The organism is Pseudomonas sp. KB_12, from assembly GCF_052114545.1.
Lineage (GTDB): Bacteria > Pseudomonadota > Gammaproteobacteria > Pseudomonadales > Pseudomonadaceae > Aquipseudomonas > Aquipseudomonas brassicacearum.
Map to the genome: position 1 here is coordinate 355,820 of NZ_JBFREY010000006.1, position 19,032 is coordinate 374,851.

Genomic DNA, 19,032 nt, shown 5'->3' on the forward strand with positions numbered 1-19,032 from the left:
CTCAATGCCCGGTTTGTGGGGCGAGCATGGCAAAGGCAATCGGCGCCGAACGAGCCAACCCGCCGCGGCACTTGAGCACGCGCAATTGCGCCGGCCGGGTATCGATGGCGATGCGCAGCGCCGCCGGCGACGGGTTGATGGCCTCCTGGATCGAGCGCCAGGCGAACGCCAGGGTCTGGCCGGTTTCCGCTGCCACTTGCAAGCGGCGCAAGGCCCGGTCATCCGCCTGGCGGGGCCAGCACAGGACCGCGCCACAACTGCCCGAACGCAAGCATTGTTCGGTGGCCCACAGGGCATCGCGCTCATCGGCGCGGATCACCGACAACTGGCGCAGGTCGACGCCGGCGTTCTGCCAGGCCTGGGGATAGGGCACAAACGGTGGCGCCACCAGCACGATCCGCTCCCCCGCCGCCGCCAGCCGCGCCAGGGTCGGCCACACCAGTTGCAACTCACCCACGCCCGGCGCGGCGATGAGCAGTTCCGTCAACGCCGACTCCGGCCAGCCACCACTGGGCAACGCCGCGTCCAATGCCGCATGACCGGTGGGTTGCGGGCTGGCGGCTGGCGGCGCAGGCCGGCCCTTCCAGACCTGGCCGCCGTTGAACAGCGTGTCCAGCGCAACGACAGCGCCCATCAGCCTTGCCTCACCAAGCCACAGAACACCCCTTCTATCGCCAGGTCCTGGTCGGCCTCGACGATGATCGGCTGGTAGGCCGGGTTGCGCGGCAACAAACGCACCCGCTCGCCAATGCGCTCGAAGCGCTTGATGGTGACCTCGCCATCCAGGCGCGCCACGACAATCTGGCCGTTGGAGGCCTGGGGTGTGCGCTGCACGCCCACCAGGTCACCGTCGAGAATGCCGTCCTCGATCATCGAATCACCCTGGACCCGCAGCAGGTAATCCGGCGCCTTGGTAAAAATCGCCGGGTCCAGCATCAGGCGACTGTGGACCTCGGCATCGGCGCCGATCGGCAACCCGGCAGCCACTCGCCCCAACACCGGCACGTCCAGCAGCTCGGGTCGTGGTGGCTGGTTCAGCAAGCGAATGCCCCGGGCCTGGTGCGGATTGACCTCAATGAAACCGGCTTCGGTCAGCGCCAGCACATGCTTGCGCGCCACACTGCGAGAGGCAAAACCGAACGCCTCGCTGATTTCAGCGAGGCTGGGAGGCTGGCCCTGATCGGCGATGCGTTCGCGGATGAAAGTCAGGATGGCGGTACGGCGGGGAGTGAGAGTCGTCATGGAGTACATTTGTACTCTTTCGGGGTTTTTCTGACAAGCGCCGCCAGTCAGTTCACAGCTCGGGGCCGCTGCGCAGCGGGAGCATTCTCTGGCCACAGGTATCAACACTTTTCCAAGAGAACAGCATTTTCCTGTGGGAGCGAGCTTGCTCGCGAAAGCATCAGCACACTCGACATCCATGCAAGCTGACCCACCGCTATCGCGAGCAAGCTCGCTCCCACAGATCTGACGGGTGTACGACCAGGAGAACCAGGTCGGCTATCAGGCCGCCTCGGGGTGGACGTTGATCTCGGGCGCCCCGTTAACCACGATGGCCGAACGCAGGCATTGTGGAGTGGGCATCCCGGCATGGATGCCGGGATAGCCGCGCTGGGCCATGGATGGCCCTTCGCGGCGGCCCACGGAGCAATGCCGGAGTGAGGGCACACCGAGCCTAGGCGAGGTGCCAAGTGGTGGGGCAGAAGCGTTTTGCTTACTTTTGACTGGGCCGGCTCCCGGGCTTCTCAAAAGTGAGCCGCCGTCAGGGCGGAACCCTAAGTGGCCGTTACCGCAGTAATGGATATGTACCCGATCAACAAAATCCCGGTCAGCCATAACGCCGCCATCGCGAGCAAGCTCGCTCCCACAGTTGGATCGGGGTATGGCCGGAGAGATAGGTTGGCTGTAAGGCCGCCTCGCGAGCAAGCTTTGCTCCCACAGATCTGACGGGTGTACGACCAGGAGAACCAGGTCGGCTATCAGGCCGCCTCGCGGTGGACGTTGATCTCGGGCGCCCCGTTAACCACGATGGCCGAACGCAGGCATTGTGTTTTGCTTACTTTTGCGCTTCTCAAAAGTGAGCCGCCGTCAGGGCGGAACCCTAAGTGGCCGTTACCGCAGTAATGGATATGTACCCGATCAACAAAATCCCGGTCAGCCATAACGCCGCCTTCGCGAGCAAGCTCGCTCCAACAAGGAATCTACAGAGAGACTACAACCCCGCCAGATAAGCCCAAGGAAAAATCCCCCGCTCATGCCCATCACTGAACACCAATTGCACCCCATACCCCTGGGCATTGACCCCGACCACCCGAACCCGCGGATCAACCTGAACCGCCAACCCTCGCAGACGAAACGCCCGACACTGGGAGCATGGGCATCGGCGACGCAGCTCAGCGTGGTCCAGCCGTTGCTCACGACCATCGGGCCAGTCGAGCCTCAATTGTCCCTTGTCCCGGCAATTGCCAATCGCCAACGGGCTCATTGCAACTGCCCCAAGGCAATACGCACGGCCTTGCGCACCTCCGGGTCGCCATCATCCCGGGCCGCCTGCAACGCCGGGATCGCACCGCGATCGTTCAACTCCCCCAGGGCCAGGGCCGCCTCCTTGCGCAGATTGCTGATGCGGTGGCCCAAGGTCTCGATCAAGGCCACCAACGCCGGGGCATACCGCAAACGCCCGAGGCTGCGGGTCGCCCGCAACCGCACTTGCCAATAATCATCGGCCAGCGCCTCGACCAGGGCCGGGCCGGCAGCGGCGTGACCGACCTTGCCCAGGGTAGTGGCGGCTTCTTCGCGTACCGCCCAGGCCGGATCCCGGAGGGCCTGGCGCAGCGCCGGCAAGACTTGCGCGTCCGAAGCCAGGCCAAGGGCGCCGGTGGCCGCGCGGCGCACTTCAGTATCTGGATCATCGCTGGCCAGCCGGGCCAGGGCTGGCAAAGCGTCGAGGTGTTTGAGCCAGCCCAGCACGCCAACTGCCTCGCGACGCACGCTGGCATCGCTGTCGGCCAATGCGGCGATTGCAGCCGGCGCAGCGTCGGCCAGGCGCAGTTCGCGCAAAGCCCTGAACGCCGCGACACGCACGCTAGCATCGGCATGGGCCGTCCAGGGCAGGATCACCCGCCCCGCTGCCTCGCTCTTGAGCAGGCTCAGGCTCTGGGCGGCAGCGGCCTGTACGGTCGCGGACGGGTCGGTCAGGGCCTCGCACAGGGCCGCAACCACCGACGCGTCCTCCCAGGCTTCAAGCAATCGCGCGGCTTCGGCCCGAACATCGGCACTGGAGTCCTCGGCCAGCCGATCCACCAGCCACAGCAGCCCCTCAGGTTCCTCAAGGTCGGCCAGTTCAATCAAGGCAATGCGGCGCACGCCAGGGTCCTCGTCGGTCAGGCGCGGTTGCAGGGCGAGGATGTCGTCGTTGTCGGTGTCTTCGAATAGAGAGGTCATAGGGCAAATCGCGGCAAGGAGGTTTCAGGGGGAAGCCCGAGAGGATTGAGGCGCGGCAATTGCCGGCCGTCTTCATGGCGCAGCAGGTCGAGGCAGTGGCGCTTCAAGCGGGAGAATTCAGGGCGGGTCACCAGTTCGGTCGTGCGTGGCCGTGGAAAATCCAAACGCAGGTCCTCGATGATCCGGCCGGGACGCGGGCTCATCACCAGCAAACGATCGACCAGGAACAACGCCTCGTCGATGTCGTGGGTCACGAACACCACGGTGGTGCGGATGCGCGTCCAGATGTCCAGCAGCAGCTCCTGCATGTTCAACCGGGTCAGGGCATCCAGCGCGCCGAAGGGTTCGTCCATCAACAGCAGCCGTGGACGGTTGACCAGCACCCGGGCGATCTCCACCCGTTGCTGCATACCCCCGGAGAGCTGGTCCGGCCAGTGCCCGGCGAAGCCTTCCAGGCCCACCAATGCGAGGATTTCATCGGCGGCCCGGTGCCGTTCGGCCTTGCCCAGGCCACGCATCTTCAGGCCGAAGGCGACGTTGTCGCGCACGCTGCGCCAGGGAAACAACGTGTGTTGCTGGAACACCATGCCGCGTTGGGGCGACGGGCCGCAAACGCTCACGCCGTCGACATTCAAAGTGCCGGTGCGCGGTTGCAGATGCCCGGCCAGGGCCCCGAGCAAGGTGGATTTGCCGCAACCGGACGGCCCCAGGACACAGACGAACTGGCCCGCCTCGATCTGGCAATCGAGGCCCTGGACCGCTTCGAAGGCTTGGTTCCCCTGGCCAAGGACAATGGACAACTGACGGATGTCGATCCGTCCTTCGGGTGTTTGCATCACACTCATCAGGCTTTTCCTCGTGGTCGATGCCAAGGCGTGAACAACCCGCCCAGGCGCTTGATCAACAGGCTGCTGCCCATGCCCAACACACCGATCAGCAACATGCCGACCACGATATCGGCGTAGTTCTGCACGGTGTAGGAAGCCCAGGTGTAGTAGCCGATGCCGTACTGGCCGGCGATCATTTCCGCCGTCACCAGACAGAACCAGGACGTGCCCATGCCGATGGCCAGGCCGGTGATGATGCTCGGCGCGGCGCCCGGCAGAATCACTTCCAGCAGGATCGCCCGGCGCCCGGCCCCCAGGCTCTTCGCCGACGCGATCAGCCGCCGGTCCACCCCTTCGACGCCGTGCACGGTGTTGAGCAGGATCGGGAACAGCGCGCCGGTGAAGGTGATGAATACCATCGACAGTTCCGACGAAGGGAACATCAGGATCGCCAGGGGAATCCAGGCCACCGCCGGGATCGGCCGCAGCACTTCCAGCGGTGGCAGCAATAAGTCTTCAGCCCATTTCGAACGACCGATGGCCAAGCCCAGCGCCACGCCGATCAACAGCGCCGCGCCATAACCGGCAAAGACCCGACCCAGGCTACTGCCCAGGTGCCGGGCGAGATTGCCGGACTCGCCCAGGCCCAGCGCCGCCTCGATCACCGCCAGAGGGGTCGGGACGTTGGCGAAGGTCACCAGGCCGAGGTTCCAGTGGCCGTTGGCGGCGAGTTGCCAGAACAGCAGGCAGAGCAACAGGGAAGCGGCTCGCAGGAACCAGCGTTTGGGTGATGGATGCACAAATCTTCCTCCGGAGTGGAATCCCTGTGGGAGCGAGCTTGCTCGCGATGGCGTCAGATCAGCTGCAATTGAGATGACTGACACACCGCTATCGCGAGCAAGCTCGCTCCCACAGGGTCATGAGTCAGGTCAGCGGGCTGCGACCGCCTGGGTGGTGGCTTCGCTGAAGTCCAAGACTTTGCCGCCCTGGGCGCTAGCAAATTGCTGGGCCTGGTCCTTGAGCAGAAATGCGCTGAGCTGGCCCTTGGCATCACTGGCAAACCACGCCTGTTCGGCCAGCAGCTTGATCCCGCTGTCGCTGGCCTGGGCATAGACGGCGCGGATGCCCTTGCCTTCCTGCTTGAGGCTCGCCAGCGCGGCGAAGGCCGATTGCGCCGAGGCGTAATGGCGCACTTTCGACTCGCCACGCACCCAGATCTCGGCCACGTGGCTGAAATCGGTTATCGCCTGGCCGGTCGCCGCATCGGTACTGCCCAGCGGGGTCTGGGCGTAGTTACCCAGTTGCGCGGTGTAATCGAGGTTCGATGCCTTGAATGCGGCGCGGATGTACTGGTCATCGATGAAGGTGTTGAGGTCCAGGCCGCGATCGGCCTTTTTCAGCAGCTTGAGGGTGTCGATGGCGGTGCCGACGGCTTGGCGGTATTCCGGTTTCCAGGTCAAGTCGCGGGTCTGCACGCCCAGCGGCCCGTGGAACAGGTAATTGACCTCGGCATCCACGCCAGTGACCTTGGCGATCAACTCGCTGTACTTCTCCGGCTCGGCGGCCAGCAGTTGATTGGCCTCGATGCTCGCGCGCAGGTAGGCCACGACAATTTCCGGGTACTGTCTGGCGTAGGCTTGATCTACCAACGCGCCGTGGAAGGTTGGCGCGCCCGCCTGGGCACCGTCGTAGATCTTGCGGGCGAAACCCCGGCTGGGGAACAGTTCGGCGAAAGGCACGAAGTCAGCGTGGGCGTCGATCTTGCCAGCTTGCAACGCGGAGCCGGCCACCTCCGGCGGCTGGGCAATGATGTTGACGTCCTTGAGCGGGTCCCATCCCTGGGCCGCGACAGCGCGCAGCAACATGCCATGGGCGGTGGAAGCGAACGGCACCGAAATGGTCTTGCCCTTGAGCTCGGCCAACGACTGCACGCCCGACGCGCTGGGCACCACGATGCCGTTGCCACTGCCCTGGGTGCTGCCCGACAACACGCTGATGAACAGGCTGTGCTTGCCGGCGGTTTCGAACGCCACGCCGTTGAACGCCCCGGGGAAATCGGCCATGGCGCCGAAGTCGAGCTTGCCGGCGACCATCTCGTTGGTCAGCGGCGCGCCGCTGGTGAAGTTCTTCCACTGGATATCGTATTGGGCGCTCTTGTAGGCGCCGTCGTGGGGCAGGTATTTATCCAGCAGGCCCAGTTCACGAATCAACAACCCGCCGGCGGCGCAGTTGATGGTGGTGTCCTGGGTGCCGATGGCGATACGGATGGTTTCTGCCTGGGCAGGCAAGGTCAACGAAGCCAGTACCAGACCGGCGAGTGCTGCACGCAATAACATGGGTGTGTCCCCTCGAATCATTTATTGGATGTTCGTCTCCGCCGCGATCAGGGCGCGGTGGGAAACGAGGGGTGTTCTGAATTTGGCGTCCGGGGTGGCCGGATGGCTTTTGTGGTGTTTGGGCGGGCCTCTTCGCGAGCAAGTTCGCTCCCACATTTTTTTCGGCGCTCACCACAAATCCACTGTGGGAGCGAGCGTGCTCGCGATAGCGTCCTGTCAGTCAACGCAGCAGGTACGGAATCTCGACTTTCACCGCCCCGGTCGGGCAGTCCTTTTCACAGGGCATGCAGTACCAGCATTCGTCGAACGCCATGTAGGCCTTCTGGGTCGCCGGGTTGATCGCCAGCAAGTCCATGGGGCAGACATCGACGCAGACGGTGCAGCCTTTGTGGGCGATGCACTTGTCCTCGTCCACGGTGACGGGGGCATTGGAGCGGAAGAAGATTTCCTGGGGTTGATAGGCCATGGGCGGTCTCTCTGGGTGGACGGTTCACGCCGCGTCGGCACCGACCCGCAGCCGGTCATAGGCCTGCAGTTCGTCGGCATCGAGGGCGATGATGTAGGGCTCGACGGCTTTCTTGAATGAGGTCATCGCGCCGTCGTCGCCCTTCTTCAAGTGGCAATGACAGAACCAGTCGCTGTCGTTGCGTTGTGGGTGATCGACTCGATAGTGGTACAGCCCCCAACGACTTTCGGCGCGAAACAGCGAGGCGCGGGCGGCCATTTCGGCGCAATCGCGGATCACGCTGACCTCCATGGCGCGCATCAATTCGTGAGGGTTGTGGGCCTTGATCTGGTCCAGGTCGCGCTGGATATCGCTGAAGCGTTGCAGGCCGATCTGCATTTTCTTGGTGACCTTCGGCGGTTGCAGGTAATCGTTGACGAAACGTCGCAGCTTGTATTCCACCTGGGCTGGCGGCAGGCCGTGCTCGCGGTCCAGGGGCGCGTAGACACGTGCCCTCTCCCGTTCGATCTGCCCGGCATCCAGCGCCGAGAACTCCTTCTGCGCCACGAAATCCGCTGCGTTGTTGCCGGCAAACCAACCGTAGGTGAACGCACCGAGCATGTAGTTGTGCGGCACCGCCGCCATGTCGCCGGCCGAGTACAAGCCCTTGACCGAAGTCTCGGCCCGCTCGTTGACCCACACGCCCGACGCCGAATGACCGCTGCAAAAACCGATTTCGGAGATGTGCATTTCCACCATCTGCGTGCGGTAGTCGGTGCCGCGGTTGGCATGGAACTGACCGCGACTGGGCCGCTCGTTGCTGTGCAGGATCTCCTCGATGTTCTGGATGGTCTCCTCGGCCAGGTGATCGAGCTTGAGGAACACCGGACCATTGCCACCTTCGAGCTCCTGGTGGAACTCCCACATCATTTGCCCACTCCAGTAGTCGCACTCGATGAAGCGTTCGCCCTTGTTGTTGGCGGTGTAGCCGCCCAGGGGACCGGTGACATAGGCGCACGCCGGGCCGTTGTAATCCTTGATCAGCGGGTTGATCTGGAAGCATTCCAGGTTCGCCAGTTCGGCGCCGGCGTGATAGGCCATGGCATAACCATCGCCGGCATTGGTCGGATTTTCATAGGTGCCCATCAAGTAGCCGGAGGCCGGCAACCCCAGGCGCCCCGCCGCGCCGCAGCAGAGGATGACCGCCTTGGCCTTGATCACATGAAAATCGGCGGTGCGGCAATCGAAACCCATCACACCGTTCACCGCGCCCGCTTCGTCGGTCAGCAAGCGAGTGCAGACCAAGCGATTGGTGATGCTCACCCGCGCCCGTTTCAACTGCCGGTAGAGGACTTTCTTGATGTCATGCCCTTCCGGCATCGGCAGCACGTAGGCCCCCATGTGGTGGACCTTTTTCACCGCATAGTCACCGGTTTCGTCCTTCTCGAACTTCACGCCCCAACGGTCCAGTTGCTCGATCGTTTCGAAGCTGTGGGTCGCGTAGGCGTACACCGCCGCCTGGTTGACGATGCCGTCGTTGGCGATGGTGATTTCCTTGGTGTATTGCTCGGGCGTGGAATGGCCGGGGATGATCGCGTTGTTCAAGCCGTCCATGCCCATGCTGATGGCACCGCTGCGCTTGACGTTGGCCTTGTCCACCAGCAGCACGCGCAAATCACGGTTGCGCTCCTTGGCCTTGATCGCCGCCATGGGGCCGGCCGTGCCACCGCCGATGACGACGATGTCGTATTCCTGTTCCAGGGTGTTTCTAGTCATGGCGCTGCGTTCCTTTTTGCCGGTCGATCCGCAAGCGGTACTGGAAGGCATCGCCACGGTAGTAGAGGTGTTCGAAGTCCAGTGGCTGGCCGCTGGCGTCATGGGTCAGGCGTTCGATGCGCATGATGGGCGAGCCCGGCTCGACCTCCAGCGCCTGGGTCAGGTCGTTGTCGGCCAGCACCGCATCGATGGCCAGGTCGGCATGGCCCAAGGTCAAGGCGCAGTCGTTTTCCAGGATCAGGAAAATGTCCCGGGTGACCAGGTCGGCCTTTTCCAGTCGTTCACCAAGGGCCCTGGGCAGGTAGGTGATCTCCAGGGAGACCGGCTCGCGGTTGATCAAGCGCACCCGCTTGATCTGCGCCACCATTTCCCCTTCAGTCAACTTCAGCCGCTCGGCCACCAGCCGGTCGGCGGCGATGAACTTGAAACCGAGCAAGCGGTTGATCACCTCGAAGCCGCGCCCGGTCATGGACTCGGCCAGGCCCTGGAGGGTGCTGACGTTCTGGAAGGTCTTGGGCTTGGCCACGAACGTGCCTTTACCGTGGATCTTGAAAATCAGGCCTTCCTTTTGCAGATCGCCAAGGGCCTGGCGCACGGTGATGCGGCTGACGCGAAACAGCGCGCCGAGCTCGCTTTCCGAGGGCATCTGTCCGCCCTGGGGGTATTCACCGTCGAGAATGCGCGCACGCAGCACGTCTCGCAGTTGCGTATGCAGCGGTACGCTGTTGAGGGGAAGAACGTTGTCGGACATGGCCCTTATCACTTGTCATAACGAGTTATGACGTGATCTTAGGGAAAGCCCACACGGCTTGAGAAATACTGTTTGGACATATCCTTAGAGCCGGGCGTCGGCGCTCTCATTGCGAAACGCGCTCGGGCTCATGCCTGTCCAGCGTCGGAACGCCCGGCGAAAACTGCGCACATCGCTGTAGCCGACTTCTTCGGTGATGCGCTCGATGGACAGTTCAGGGTTGGCCAACAGGTTCAGGGTCCGGCCGCGGCGCACTTGTTCGAGCAAGGCTTCGAAGGTCAGGCTGTGTTCGGTCAGGCGCCGACGCAGGGTGCGGCTGCTCATATTGAGATCGCTGGCGATTTTCTCGATGTGGCTGCCCCGAGTCAGATCCCGGGCAATCGCCCGTTCCACGGTCTGGATCAGATCGATTTTCTGGTGCACCTCGGTGGCCTCCTGCTCCAGCAAGGCCAATGCCTGGCGCAGGGCCAACGGGTGGTGATTGGGCAAACGCATATCCAGCCAGCGCACGTCGATCAGCATGCGATTGTGTCGGCAACCGAAGTGCACATCCGGTCCCAAAATCCGCCGATATTCCTGGGCATAGGACGGCGCGGCGTGCATGAACTCCACGGCCAGGGGCTTGAAATCGGGCCCCGCCAGCGCCCGGCCATAGACCATCAGGCTGGCGAAGAACTCTTCCACGGCAAACACCTGGATCTCGGCGAAAGGCAGCCGGCAGGTCGCCTCGACCATGATCCGGTCAGTGGCTTCTTCGACGCTGGTCACCGCGATGCCGCCGGTGGTGTGCTGGTAACGAACCCCCAGGGCAAAGGCATCGCGCAGGGTTTCGCACAGCGATAGGACGTGGCCCAGCAGGCCAAGGGTGCCAAGCACGTTGCGGTCCCCCACCCACAACCCCAGTCCCTGGTCGGGCAACAGCTTGAGCGCCCGCTGAATCATGACCACGGCCTGGCGGTAGGAAATGCGCTGGGCGGGGTCTTGCAGATCATCGAGGCCGAACCCCAGGCCGCGACACAGGCTGGCGGCATCGAAGCCCTTGTCCGCCACCACCTCGGCCAGGGTCTGTAGCAGGAATGGCGATACCAACGCCAATTCATAGGTCGGGTCGATGACTTTCATCTGCATGGGGCGGGTTCCGGAGCACGTTAGGTGGCGTTTTTGTAACCGGTTGTTTCACAAAGTTAGCATGCCCCGGCGGATCGAGGGGCACAAAAATCTGGCCGCCCAAGTCCCCTGTATGGCCGCCAATACCCTGCCCTGTTGGCGGCGAACGGCTTATTTGTATGGCTCGGACTTTCGGTGCATCTCCAACAATAATAATGAGCCTCCACATGAACCCGATCCGCACGACATTCGCCTTGCAATTGACCCTCGGCCTGGCCTGCGCCAGTGCCTTGCCCGCCTTGGCGACCGAATCGGGGGTCGACAACATCGGCCCCGGCACCGACGGTTTTTTCGTGTTGCCGCTGGAAGTCGACAGCCTTCCGGACAACATGGTCGCGTTCAACCTCTACTACAACCACTACAAGGCCCGGAAATTCAATATCAGTTCGTTGGGCGGTGAACTGCCGGACGTAGAAATCGAATCCACGGCAGTGGTCCCGCGTATCGATTACTTGAGCCCGTTGCGGGTGGCCGGCGGGCGCGCGGGGATCTACATCGCCCAGCCCTGGATCAAGCAGGAAGTCTCGGTGTTCGGCTTGCACGACACCCGCGAGGGCATGGGCGACACCACCATTTCGCCCATCGTGCTCTGGGACATGGGCAAGAACCTGACCCTGGCCGCGGCGCTGGAAATCACCGTGCCGACCGGCGAATACAGCACCGATCGACTGGCCAATACCAGCAACAATTTCTACACCTACAAGCCGCTGTTTTCCTTCACCTGGTTGCCCTCGGAAGACACCGAGGTGTCGATGAAAACCACCTACAGCTTCAACCGCAAGAACAAGGACACCGACTACCGTTCGGGGCAGATTTTCCACTTCGATTATTCCGCCAGCTACCGCCTGACCGACAACGTGAGGCTGGGGCTCAACGGCTACTACCTCAAACAGACCACCGACGACAAACAATACGGCCGCACCGTGCAATTCGCCGGGCAGGACGTCGACGACGGCGTACGTGGCCAGGTCTTCGCCATCGGCCCGGCGCTACACCTGACCTTCCTCAAGTACGCCAGCGCCGAAATCCGCTGGGCCAAGGAGTTTGCAGTGGAGAACCGCACCGAGGGCGAAATGCTCTGGGCCAAGGTCTGTATTCCGTTTGCGTTCTAGAGTGTTTCACAGCTTGCTCCCGCTCGGCGGTGTAGGGCTAGCTGTGTAGGCGCTGGGTAGGAGCTGTGTAGGAGCTGTCGAGTGCAACGAGGCTGCGATCTTTCCACTGACAATTGAGTCGAGAGCGAAAGATCAAGATCAAAAGATCGCAGGCTTCGCCAGCTCCTACACCGCCATCGCGAGCAAGCTCGCTCCCACAGGGTCTTCCTTCAGCTCAAACCCAGAATCGATGAAAGATGCCCATTGAGGAACTTGCCGCCGGGGTCCAGCGCCTGGCGCACCTCGGTGAATTCCGTCCAGCGCGGGTACAGCGCCTGGAGCGCCTTGGCGTTCAGGGAATGCAATTTCCCCCAATGCGGACGGCCCTGGTATTTCCAGAAGATCGGCTCGATGGCGGCAAAGAAATTGTGATGGTCCATCTGGTAATGCTGGTGCACCGAGATCGAGCAACTGTCCCGGCCTTCGAACATGCTCAGGGCAATGTCGTCGGCCTTCACGTAGCGGTATTCGATGGGAAACCAGGTGCGCAGGTCCTTGTCGCGGATCAGCGCCAGAATCTCCCGCAGGCACGCCGGGCCGTATTCAGCCGGCACCGAGTACTCCATCTCGTTGAAACGCACGGTGCGAGCGTTGGCATAGATGTCATGGGAGTCACCGACCCGGTCGTCGAAATCGGCCACCAGCCGCAGGCTGTTGAGCAGCGCTCGCCGGGTCGCTGGAAAGTCGCTGCCATACTTGTCGAGGTTTTCGATCAGGCTGACGAATTCGTTGCCGCCCTCCTCCTCGGGGCTGATCGGCGGCGTGGCCGGATCGGTGGTTTCGTTCAGGGCGATCGACAACGCATAGTCGGAATGGGTGACGACCTGCATTTCCCAGTGCTGGTTGTCCCGGGTGTGGGTGTCCACGTCTTCGAGCAACTCCTCGGTTTTCGCCACCCATTGGTGCTCGCGCAAGCGATAGGCGGCGCGGTTCTGCAGGCGCACGCGAGTCACCAGCCCCAGTGCGCCAAGGGACACCCGGCCGGCCTTGAACACTTCTGGATGACGCTGGGCATCGCAATCGAGGACCGCGCCGCTGGCCGTCACCAGTTGCAGGCCGACCACTTGGGACGCGTACGAGCCGAAGGCCTTGCCAGTGCCGTGGGTCGAGGTGGCGATGGCACCGGCCAGGGTCTGGTAATCCACGTCGGCCATGTTCGGCAGTGCCTGGCCGATGGCCTTGAGCGCCGGGCCCATGCGGGACATGGGCGTGCCACCGCCGAACTCGGCTTGCAGGCTGGCTGCATCATGAGCCAACAGGCCGCTGAAAAAACTCAGCGACAACAAGGTGCCGTCAGTGGGCACCAGGGCACTGAAGGAATGTCCGGAACCCACCGGACGAATCCGCCCTTCGGCGCGCCTCACCACGTTCACCAGTTCATCGAGGTCCTTGGGGGCCAGGCGCGCCGCCGGCAGGCAACTCTGCGCGCCGGACCAGTTGCGCCAGGGGATCAGCCGCGGCGCGCGCATCAGCTCGGCCAGGGCACCCTGGCTACCCAGGGCCGTAAAGGCTGCGACAACGCCGGCCTGCTGCAGCAACCGGCGCCGTGAGGAGTCCATCGTCATGCCGTAGTACCCGTATTTATTATTGGAAGTGATGACCGGACATGAAGGCGATCAGGGCCAGGAACTGTTCTTCGGAACAGTGCATGCACAGGCCCATCGGCGGCATGCCGTTGTAGCCGTTGATCGCGTGGTCCAGCAGGGTGTCGGCGCCCTGGGCCACCCGTGGCGCCCAGGCGTTCGTATCGCCGGTCAACGGCGCCCCGGCACCAGGGTTGGCGTGGCAGAGCTTGCAGCTACTGTCGTAGACCTGGGCCAGCGCCGCATCGCTGGGCATGGCCGTGAACACCGTGGGCGCGGGCGGCTTGGCCTCTTCGCCGCAGCCGGCGAGCAAGGTGCCGAGCAGGAGGATGAAGGCTGGGTTGAGCCAGGTTGAAGGTGTCGTTGCCGGCATGGGGCCCTCTCGGCGGCGCTTTTGTTGTGGGTCAACACTAAGGCACGCCACTGCGTCGGCTTGAGGTCATTGGGGGCCATAAAAGGGGGCTTGGGCGGCCAGCCCATTCGCTGCGCCCTCTGTGGCGAGGGAGCTTGCTCCCGCTGGGGTGCGAAGCAGCCCTGATCATTCATAGCGGTGGGTCAGGGACTTTGCGAACTGAGGTTTTGGGGCTGCTGCGCAGCCCAGCGGGAGCAAGCTCCCTCGCCACAGGGATGTCACCGGATTTGGGGTCAGGGCAACAGCAGCCCCTGCTCGCGCTCGCACAGCTGCACCACGTAATCCCACAGCACCCGCAGGCGTACGGATTTGTGCAGTTCGCGGCGGGTGCTGATCCAGTAGCTGCGGCGGATGGTTTCGTCCGGCAGCAACGGCACCAGCGTCGGGTCGCCGCTGGCCATGTAGCAAGGCAGCACGGCAATCCCCAGGCCGGAGCGCGCGGCCTGCTGCTGGGCGATGACGCTGGTGCTGTGGAACACCACCCGAGGGTTGCGGCAAAAGCTGTTGAGGAACATCAGTTCCTGGCTGAACAGCAGGTCATCGACATACCCGATCCAGGCGTGGCGGGCCAGGTCCTCGCGGCTGCGCAGTGCTGGCGAACGGTCCAGGTAGGCCTGGCTGGCGTACAGCGCCAGGCTGTAGTCGGTGAGCTTGCGGGTGACCAGCAGGTCGGCCGCCGGGCGCTCGAGGTGGATGCTGATTTCCGCCTCACGGTTGAGGATACTGACAAAGCGCGGCACCGCCACCAGTTCCACCTCCAGCCCCGGATAGCGCTGGAACAACCCGTCCATGCGACTGGCGAGGAACATGATGCCCAGCCCTTCGGTCACCCCCAGGCGGATCTTGCCCAGGGGCGCACTGGACTGGGTGATGTCCTCCTGGGCCAGCAACGCCACGTTCTCCATGGCTTCGGCGTGCTTGAGCAGCGTCTCGCCGGCCGGGGTCAGTTCATAGCCCTGGGCATGCTGGACAAACAGCGCGGTGCCCAGGCTTTTCTCGATGGCCTCGATGTGCCGGGCCACCGTGGCGTGGGTAGTGTTCAGGCGCCGTGCAGCCGTCAGCAGACGCCCGCTGCGCTGCAGCTCCAGGAAATAACGCAGGTCATTCCAGTCGAACATGAGGCGATCCTTGAACGCGCCTGAAGGCATGACTGTTTATAAACGCACAGCCGCTGCGCAAAAACTAACATTCTTTTGACGAAAACTAACAACTAGGATGGATCCCACAAAAACAAGAATGAGGTCGCGAATGCAACCTGTCGTCGATGAATACGATTACGTGATCGTGGGCGCCGGCCCTGCCGGATGCCTGCTGGCCAATCGGCTGTCGGCCAATCCGCAACACCGGGTGCTGCTGCTCGAAGCCGGCGGGCGCGACAACTATCCGTGGATTCACATCCCGGTCGGCTACCTGTTCTGCATCGGCAACCCACGCACCGACTGGTGCTTCAAGACCGAAGCACAACCCGGCCTGCAAGGCCGCGCCCTGAGCTACCCCCGCGGCAAGGTCCTGGGTGGCTGCTCCTCCATCAACGGCATGATCTACATGCGCGGCCAGGCGGCGGACTACGACGGTTGGGCCGCCGAGGGCAATGCTGGCTGGGCCTGGGAAGACGTGCTGCCGCTGTTCCGCCAGAGTGAAAACCACTTTGCCGGCGCGTCCGAATTTCACGGTGCCGGTGGGGAATGGCGAGTCGAACGCCAGCGCCTGTCATGGCCGATTCTCGATGCCTTTCGCAGTGCCGCCGAACAGAGCGGCATCCCCAACGTCGATGATTTCAACAGCGGCGACAATGAAGGCTGCGGTTACTTCCAGGTCAACCAGAAAGCCGGGGTGCGCTGGAACGCGGCCAAGGCGTTTCTCAAGCCGATTCGCCACCGCGCCAACCTCACGGTATTGACCGACGTCGAGGTCGACCGCGTGTTGCTGCGTGACGACCGCGCCCACGCCATCAGCGCCCGCTGGCAAGGCAAGGGCATGACCTTCAAGGCCCGCAAGGAAATTGTCCTGTGCGCCGGCGCCGTTGGCTCGCCGGGCATCCTGCAACGTTCCGGGATCGGCCCGCGCAGCCTGCTGCAACGCCTGGGCATCGGCGTGACGCATGAGCTGCCCGGCGTCGGCGGTAACTTGCAGGACCACCTGCAACTGCGGCTGATCTACCAGTTGGAAAACGCCCGCACCCTGAACCAGATCGCCGGCACCCTGTGGGGCAAAATGGGCATGGGCCTGCGCTACCTGTACGACCGCAGCGGCCCGCTGTCCATGGCCCCCAGCCAACTCGGCGCATTCGCCCGCTCGGGCCCGGAGCAGGCCTCGGCCAACCTCGAATACCACGTACAACCGTTGTCCCTGGAACGCTTCGGCGAACCGCTGCACAGCTTCCCGGCGTTCACCGCATCGGTCTGCGACCTGCGCCCGCAAAGCCGTGGTCGGGTGGACATTCGTTCGGCCGACCCGCACGAAGCGCCGCTGATCCAACCCAATTACCTGAGCCACCCCGAAGACTTGCGGGTCGCCGCCGACGCCATCCGCCTGACCCGACGCATCGTCGCGGCCCCGGCCCTGAGCGCGTTCAAACCGGTGGAATACCTGCCGGGGTCCAGCCTGCAAACCGAAGAGGAGTTGCACCAGGCCGCCGCCCGCATCGGCACGACGATTTTCCACCCGGTCGGCACGTGCCGCATGGGCCAGGATCGCGACGCGGTGGTGGATGCGCAACTGCGTGTCCATGGCATCAAGGGCCTGCGCATTGCCGACGCCTCGATCATGCCGCGCATCACCTCGGGCAACACCTGCTCGCCGACGTTGATGATTGCCGAGAAGGCGGCGCAGATGATGCTTGAGGCAGACACAAGAATCACCACGCCCCAAAAGGAGCCGGCCACGGTCTGAAAAACAGCAGAGCCCCCCTGTGGGAGCGAGCTTGCTCGCGATGACGGCGGCACATTCAACACCTAGGCGACAGACAGACCGCTATCGCGAGCAAGCTCGCTCCCACAAGGGGGCTGAGTCGATTCAAGGAAAGTGTGTCAAATCAGGAGACGCCACCCCGGCGTCGCAGTGGAACAACAAAAACAATCACTGTGAGGGATACCGCTATGTCCGAGCATGTTCAGCCCCTGGAAGCCACGCGCAGCGTCGGCACCAGCCAGGAAACCCAGAAAGTCATCTTCGCCTCGTCCCTGGGGACGGTGTTCGAGTGGTACGACTTTTTCCTCTATGGCGCCCTGGCGGCGGTGATCAGCAAGCAGTTCTTTGCCGGGGTCAACGACACCACCGCGTTCATCTTCGCCCTGATGGCGTTCGCCGCCGGCTTCATCGTGCGGCCGTTCGGGGCACTGGTGTTCGGTCGTTTGGGAGACATGATCGGGCGCAAATACACCTTCCTGGCGACCATCATCCTCATGGGCCTGGCGACATTCTGCGTCGGCCTGCTGCCCAACTACGCCAGCATCGGCATCGCCGCGCCGATCATCCTGGTGCTGTTGCGCATGCTCCAGGGCCTGGCCCTGGGCGGTGAGTACGGTGGCGCAGCAACCTACGTTGCCGAGCATGCGCCAATGGGCAAGCGCGGTTTTCATACCAGCTGGATTCAGTCCACGGCCACCCTCGGGCTGCTGCTGTCGCTGCTGGTGGTGCTGGGCTGTCGCTACTTCACCGGCGATCAGTTCGAAGTCTGGGGCTGGCGCATTCCGTTCCTGCTGTCGATCCTGCTGCTGGGCATCTCCACCTGGATTCGCCTGAGCCTGCATGAGTCGCCGGCCTTCCTGAAAATGAAAGAGGAAGGCAAGTGCTGCAAGGCGCCGATCCGCGAATCCTTCGGCAAATGGGAAAACTTGAAAGTGGTGCTGATCGCCCTGTTCAGCATCAACGCGGGGCAAGCGGTGACCTTCTATGCCGCGCAGTTCTACGTGCTGTTTTTCCTCACCCAGTTCCTGAAGATGGACCCGGCCCTGGCCAACAGCCTGCTGATCGTCAGCGTGGTGATCGGCGCACCGTTCTTCATCTTTTTCGGCTGGCTGTCGGACAAGGTCGGGCGCAAACCGGTGCTGATGATCGGCCTGCTGCTGGCCACCGCGCTGTACTTCCCGATCTTCAAGACCCTGGCCCACTACGCCAACCCGGCCATCGACCAGGCGAGCCGCCAGGCACCGATCACCGTGGTCGCCGACCCGGCCACCTGCACCTTCCAGTTCGACCCGGTGGGCAAGGCACGTTTCGACAGCCCTTGCGACAAGGTCAAGACCTTCCTGGTCAAGCAAGGCCTGCCCTACAGCAGCGTTGCGGCCCCGGCTGGCAGTTCCGTGCAAGTCAGCGTCGGTGACGTGAAACTCGAAGGTTACGACGAAGCCGCCCTGCGCGGTGCGGTGACCCTGGCCGGCTACCCACAACAGGCCGACGCCCAGCAGATCAACCGGCCGATGATCGTGGCCTTGATCGTGGCGCTGATCATCATCTCGGCGATGTGCTACGGACCGCTGGCGGCGTTGATGGTCGAACTGTTCCCGACCCGCATTCGCTACACCTCCATGTCCCTGCCCTATCACATCGGCAACGGCTGGTTCGGCGGCTTCCTGCCCACCGTGTCGTTCGCCCTGGTGGTCTACACCGGGGATATTTTCTATGGGCTGTGGTACCCGGTGGTGATCACCGGGGTCAGCCTGGTGGTGGGCATGATCTGCCTGCGGGAAACCCGGAACGTGGATTTGGATAAAAACTGAGGGAACAACACCAGCGCCGAAGGATATACCTCTGTGGGAGCAAGGCTTGCCCGCGATGAAGGCGACACGGTTTCAGGTAGGTTTCGAAGCCGGACATGATCAGCAGCGGTATCTGTGGCCAGCGGTCTCCGGTCAGGTTGGCCAGGTCCGCGCCGTCGATCTTGCCGGGCATGGTGATATCGGTGAGCAACAGGTCGACGTAATGGGCACTCTCTTCGAGAAACGTCAACGCCGCGTCGGCGCTTTCCCGAGGCTCCACGACAAACCCTTCCTCCTCGAGGATTTCACAGAGGAACTCCAGGATGGTCGGATCATCTTCCACAACGAGAATCAAACGTGTAGTCGCCTGGCCGTTGCCATTTGGCATCGAATTCATGAAAGTGACTCTCCTTGACCTCATAAAACCTTCTTTGCGGCAA

19 protein-coding genes are annotated in these 19,032 nt (G+C 63.1%); 3 read left to right on the top strand and 16 right to left on the bottom strand.

The annotated features are described in order from the left end of the window. Position 1: 1 nt before the first annotated feature. From imuA to AB4Z20_RS06260, 12 genes are all read right to left on the bottom strand, one after another. Positions 2–634 carry a translesion DNA synthesis-associated protein ImuA gene (gene imuA / locus AB4Z20_RS06205; protein ID WP_258690811.1) on the bottom strand — a complete coding sequence of 211 codons (633 nt, stop codon included), beginning with the start codon at positions 632–634 and terminating at the stop codon, positions 2–4. Then, positions 634–1,251, bottom strand: coding sequence for a transcriptional repressor LexA (gene lexA / locus AB4Z20_RS06210; RefSeq protein ID WP_018606049.1), 618 nt, complete (start codon positions 1,249–1,251; stop codon positions 634–636). Before lexA ends, imuA begins: the two co-directional genes overlap by 1 nt. A gap of 252 nt (positions 1,252–1,503) precedes the next feature. After that, positions 1,504–1,644 (bottom strand): hypothetical protein, encoded by a 141-nt coding sequence (locus tag AB4Z20_RS06215; RefSeq protein WP_442089582.1) that lies wholly within the window; start codon positions 1,642–1,644, stop codon positions 1,504–1,506. Between the two features lie 568 nt (positions 1,645–2,212). Then, positions 2,213–2,485, bottom strand: coding sequence for a DUF971 domain-containing protein (locus AB4Z20_RS06220; RefSeq protein WP_253473363.1), 273 nt, complete (start codon positions 2,483–2,485; stop codon positions 2,213–2,215). Beyond that, a complete protein-coding gene (locus AB4Z20_RS06225; protein ID WP_253473360.1) occupies positions 2,482–3,444 on the bottom strand; it encodes a HEAT repeat domain-containing protein in 963 nt (320 codons plus the stop codon). The genes AB4Z20_RS06220 and AB4Z20_RS06225 overlap by 4 nt, the downstream gene beginning before the upstream one ends. Next, positions 3,441–4,289: an ABC transporter ATP-binding protein gene (locus AB4Z20_RS06230; RefSeq protein WP_442089537.1), complete on the bottom strand. Its 849-nt coding sequence runs from the start codon at positions 4,287–4,289 to the stop codon at positions 3,441–3,443. The genes AB4Z20_RS06225 and AB4Z20_RS06230 overlap by 4 nt, the downstream gene beginning before the upstream one ends. Continuing rightward, on the bottom strand, positions 4,289–5,071 hold the full coding sequence (locus tag AB4Z20_RS06235; RefSeq protein WP_253473354.1) for an ABC transporter permease: 783 nt from the start codon (positions 5,069–5,071) through the stop codon (positions 4,289–4,291). Before AB4Z20_RS06235 ends, AB4Z20_RS06230 begins: the two co-directional genes overlap by 1 nt. 129 nt (positions 5,072–5,200) lie before the next feature. Next, on the bottom strand, positions 5,201–6,607 hold the full coding sequence (locus tag AB4Z20_RS06240; protein ID WP_258690809.1) for an ABC transporter substrate-binding protein: 1,407 nt from the start codon (positions 6,605–6,607) through the stop codon (positions 5,201–5,203). Between the two features lie 220 nt (positions 6,608–6,827). Further along, entirely contained in the window at positions 6,828–7,073 is a 246-nt protein-coding gene (locus tag AB4Z20_RS06245) for a 4Fe-4S dicluster domain-containing protein (RefSeq protein ID WP_003180418.1), read from the bottom strand. Positions 7,074–7,097: 24 nt separating this feature from the next. Beyond that, positions 7,098–8,828, bottom strand: coding sequence for a fumarate reductase/succinate dehydrogenase flavoprotein subunit (locus AB4Z20_RS06250; protein ID WP_253473348.1), 1,731 nt, complete (start codon positions 8,826–8,828; stop codon positions 7,098–7,100). Next, complete coding sequence (locus tag AB4Z20_RS06255; RefSeq protein WP_253473345.1) at positions 8,821–9,579, bottom strand: GntR family transcriptional regulator; 759 nt, start codon at positions 9,577–9,579, stop codon at positions 8,821–8,823. Before AB4Z20_RS06255 ends, AB4Z20_RS06250 begins: the two co-directional genes overlap by 8 nt. An 84-nt stretch (positions 9,580–9,663) precedes the next feature. After that, positions 9,664–10,707, bottom strand: coding sequence for an AraC family transcriptional regulator (locus tag AB4Z20_RS06260; protein WP_320390208.1), 1,044 nt, complete (start codon positions 10,705–10,707; stop codon positions 9,664–9,666). 206 nt (positions 10,708–10,913) lie between these two features. Here AB4Z20_RS06260 and AB4Z20_RS06265 point away from each other — a divergent pair, with 206 nt between their 5' ends. Then, positions 10,914–11,858 carry a SphA family protein gene (locus AB4Z20_RS06265; protein WP_253473339.1) on the top strand — a complete coding sequence of 315 codons (945 nt, stop codon included), beginning with the start codon at positions 10,914–10,916 and terminating at the stop codon, positions 11,856–11,858. A gap of 209 nt (positions 11,859–12,067) precedes the next feature. Here AB4Z20_RS06265 and AB4Z20_RS06270 read toward each other — a convergent pair whose 3' ends face one another. The 3 genes from AB4Z20_RS06270 to AB4Z20_RS06280 all read right to left on the bottom strand — a co-directional run bounded on the left by AB4Z20_RS06270 (position 12,068) and on the right by AB4Z20_RS06280 (position 15,010). After that, positions 12,068–13,366, bottom strand: coding sequence for a D-arabinono-1,4-lactone oxidase (locus AB4Z20_RS06270; RefSeq protein WP_442089580.1), 1,299 nt, complete (start codon positions 13,364–13,366; stop codon positions 12,068–12,070). A gap of 115 nt (positions 13,367–13,481) precedes the next feature. Continuing rightward, positions 13,482–13,853: a c-type cytochrome gene (locus AB4Z20_RS06275; RefSeq protein WP_253473336.1), complete on the bottom strand. Its 372-nt coding sequence runs from the start codon at positions 13,851–13,853 to the stop codon at positions 13,482–13,484. 272 nt (positions 13,854–14,125) lie between these two features. Beyond that, positions 14,126–15,010, bottom strand: coding sequence for a LysR family transcriptional regulator (locus AB4Z20_RS06280; protein WP_053123328.1), 885 nt, complete (start codon positions 15,008–15,010; stop codon positions 14,126–14,128). A gap of 130 nt (positions 15,011–15,140) precedes the next feature. On the opposite strand from AB4Z20_RS06280, the gene AB4Z20_RS06285 reads away from it, so the two are divergent. Together AB4Z20_RS06285 and AB4Z20_RS06290 are read left to right on the top strand one after the other, a co-directional pair. Beyond that, on the top strand, positions 15,141–16,784 hold the full coding sequence (locus tag AB4Z20_RS06285; protein WP_442089538.1) for a GMC family oxidoreductase: 1,644 nt from the start codon (positions 15,141–15,143) through the stop codon (positions 16,782–16,784). Positions 16,785–16,990: 206 nt separating this feature from the next. Next, positions 16,991–18,613, top strand: a complete 1,623-nt coding sequence (locus AB4Z20_RS06290; RefSeq protein WP_442089539.1) for an MFS transporter — start codon at positions 16,991–16,993, stop codon at positions 18,611–18,613. Here the strand turns inward: AB4Z20_RS06290 and AB4Z20_RS06295 are convergent. After that, positions 18,549–18,989, bottom strand: coding sequence for a response regulator (locus AB4Z20_RS06295; RefSeq protein ID WP_442089540.1), 441 nt, complete (start codon positions 18,987–18,989; stop codon positions 18,549–18,551). The genes AB4Z20_RS06290 and AB4Z20_RS06295 overlap by 65 nt on opposite strands. Between the last annotated feature and the right edge of the window lie 43 nt (positions 18,990–19,032).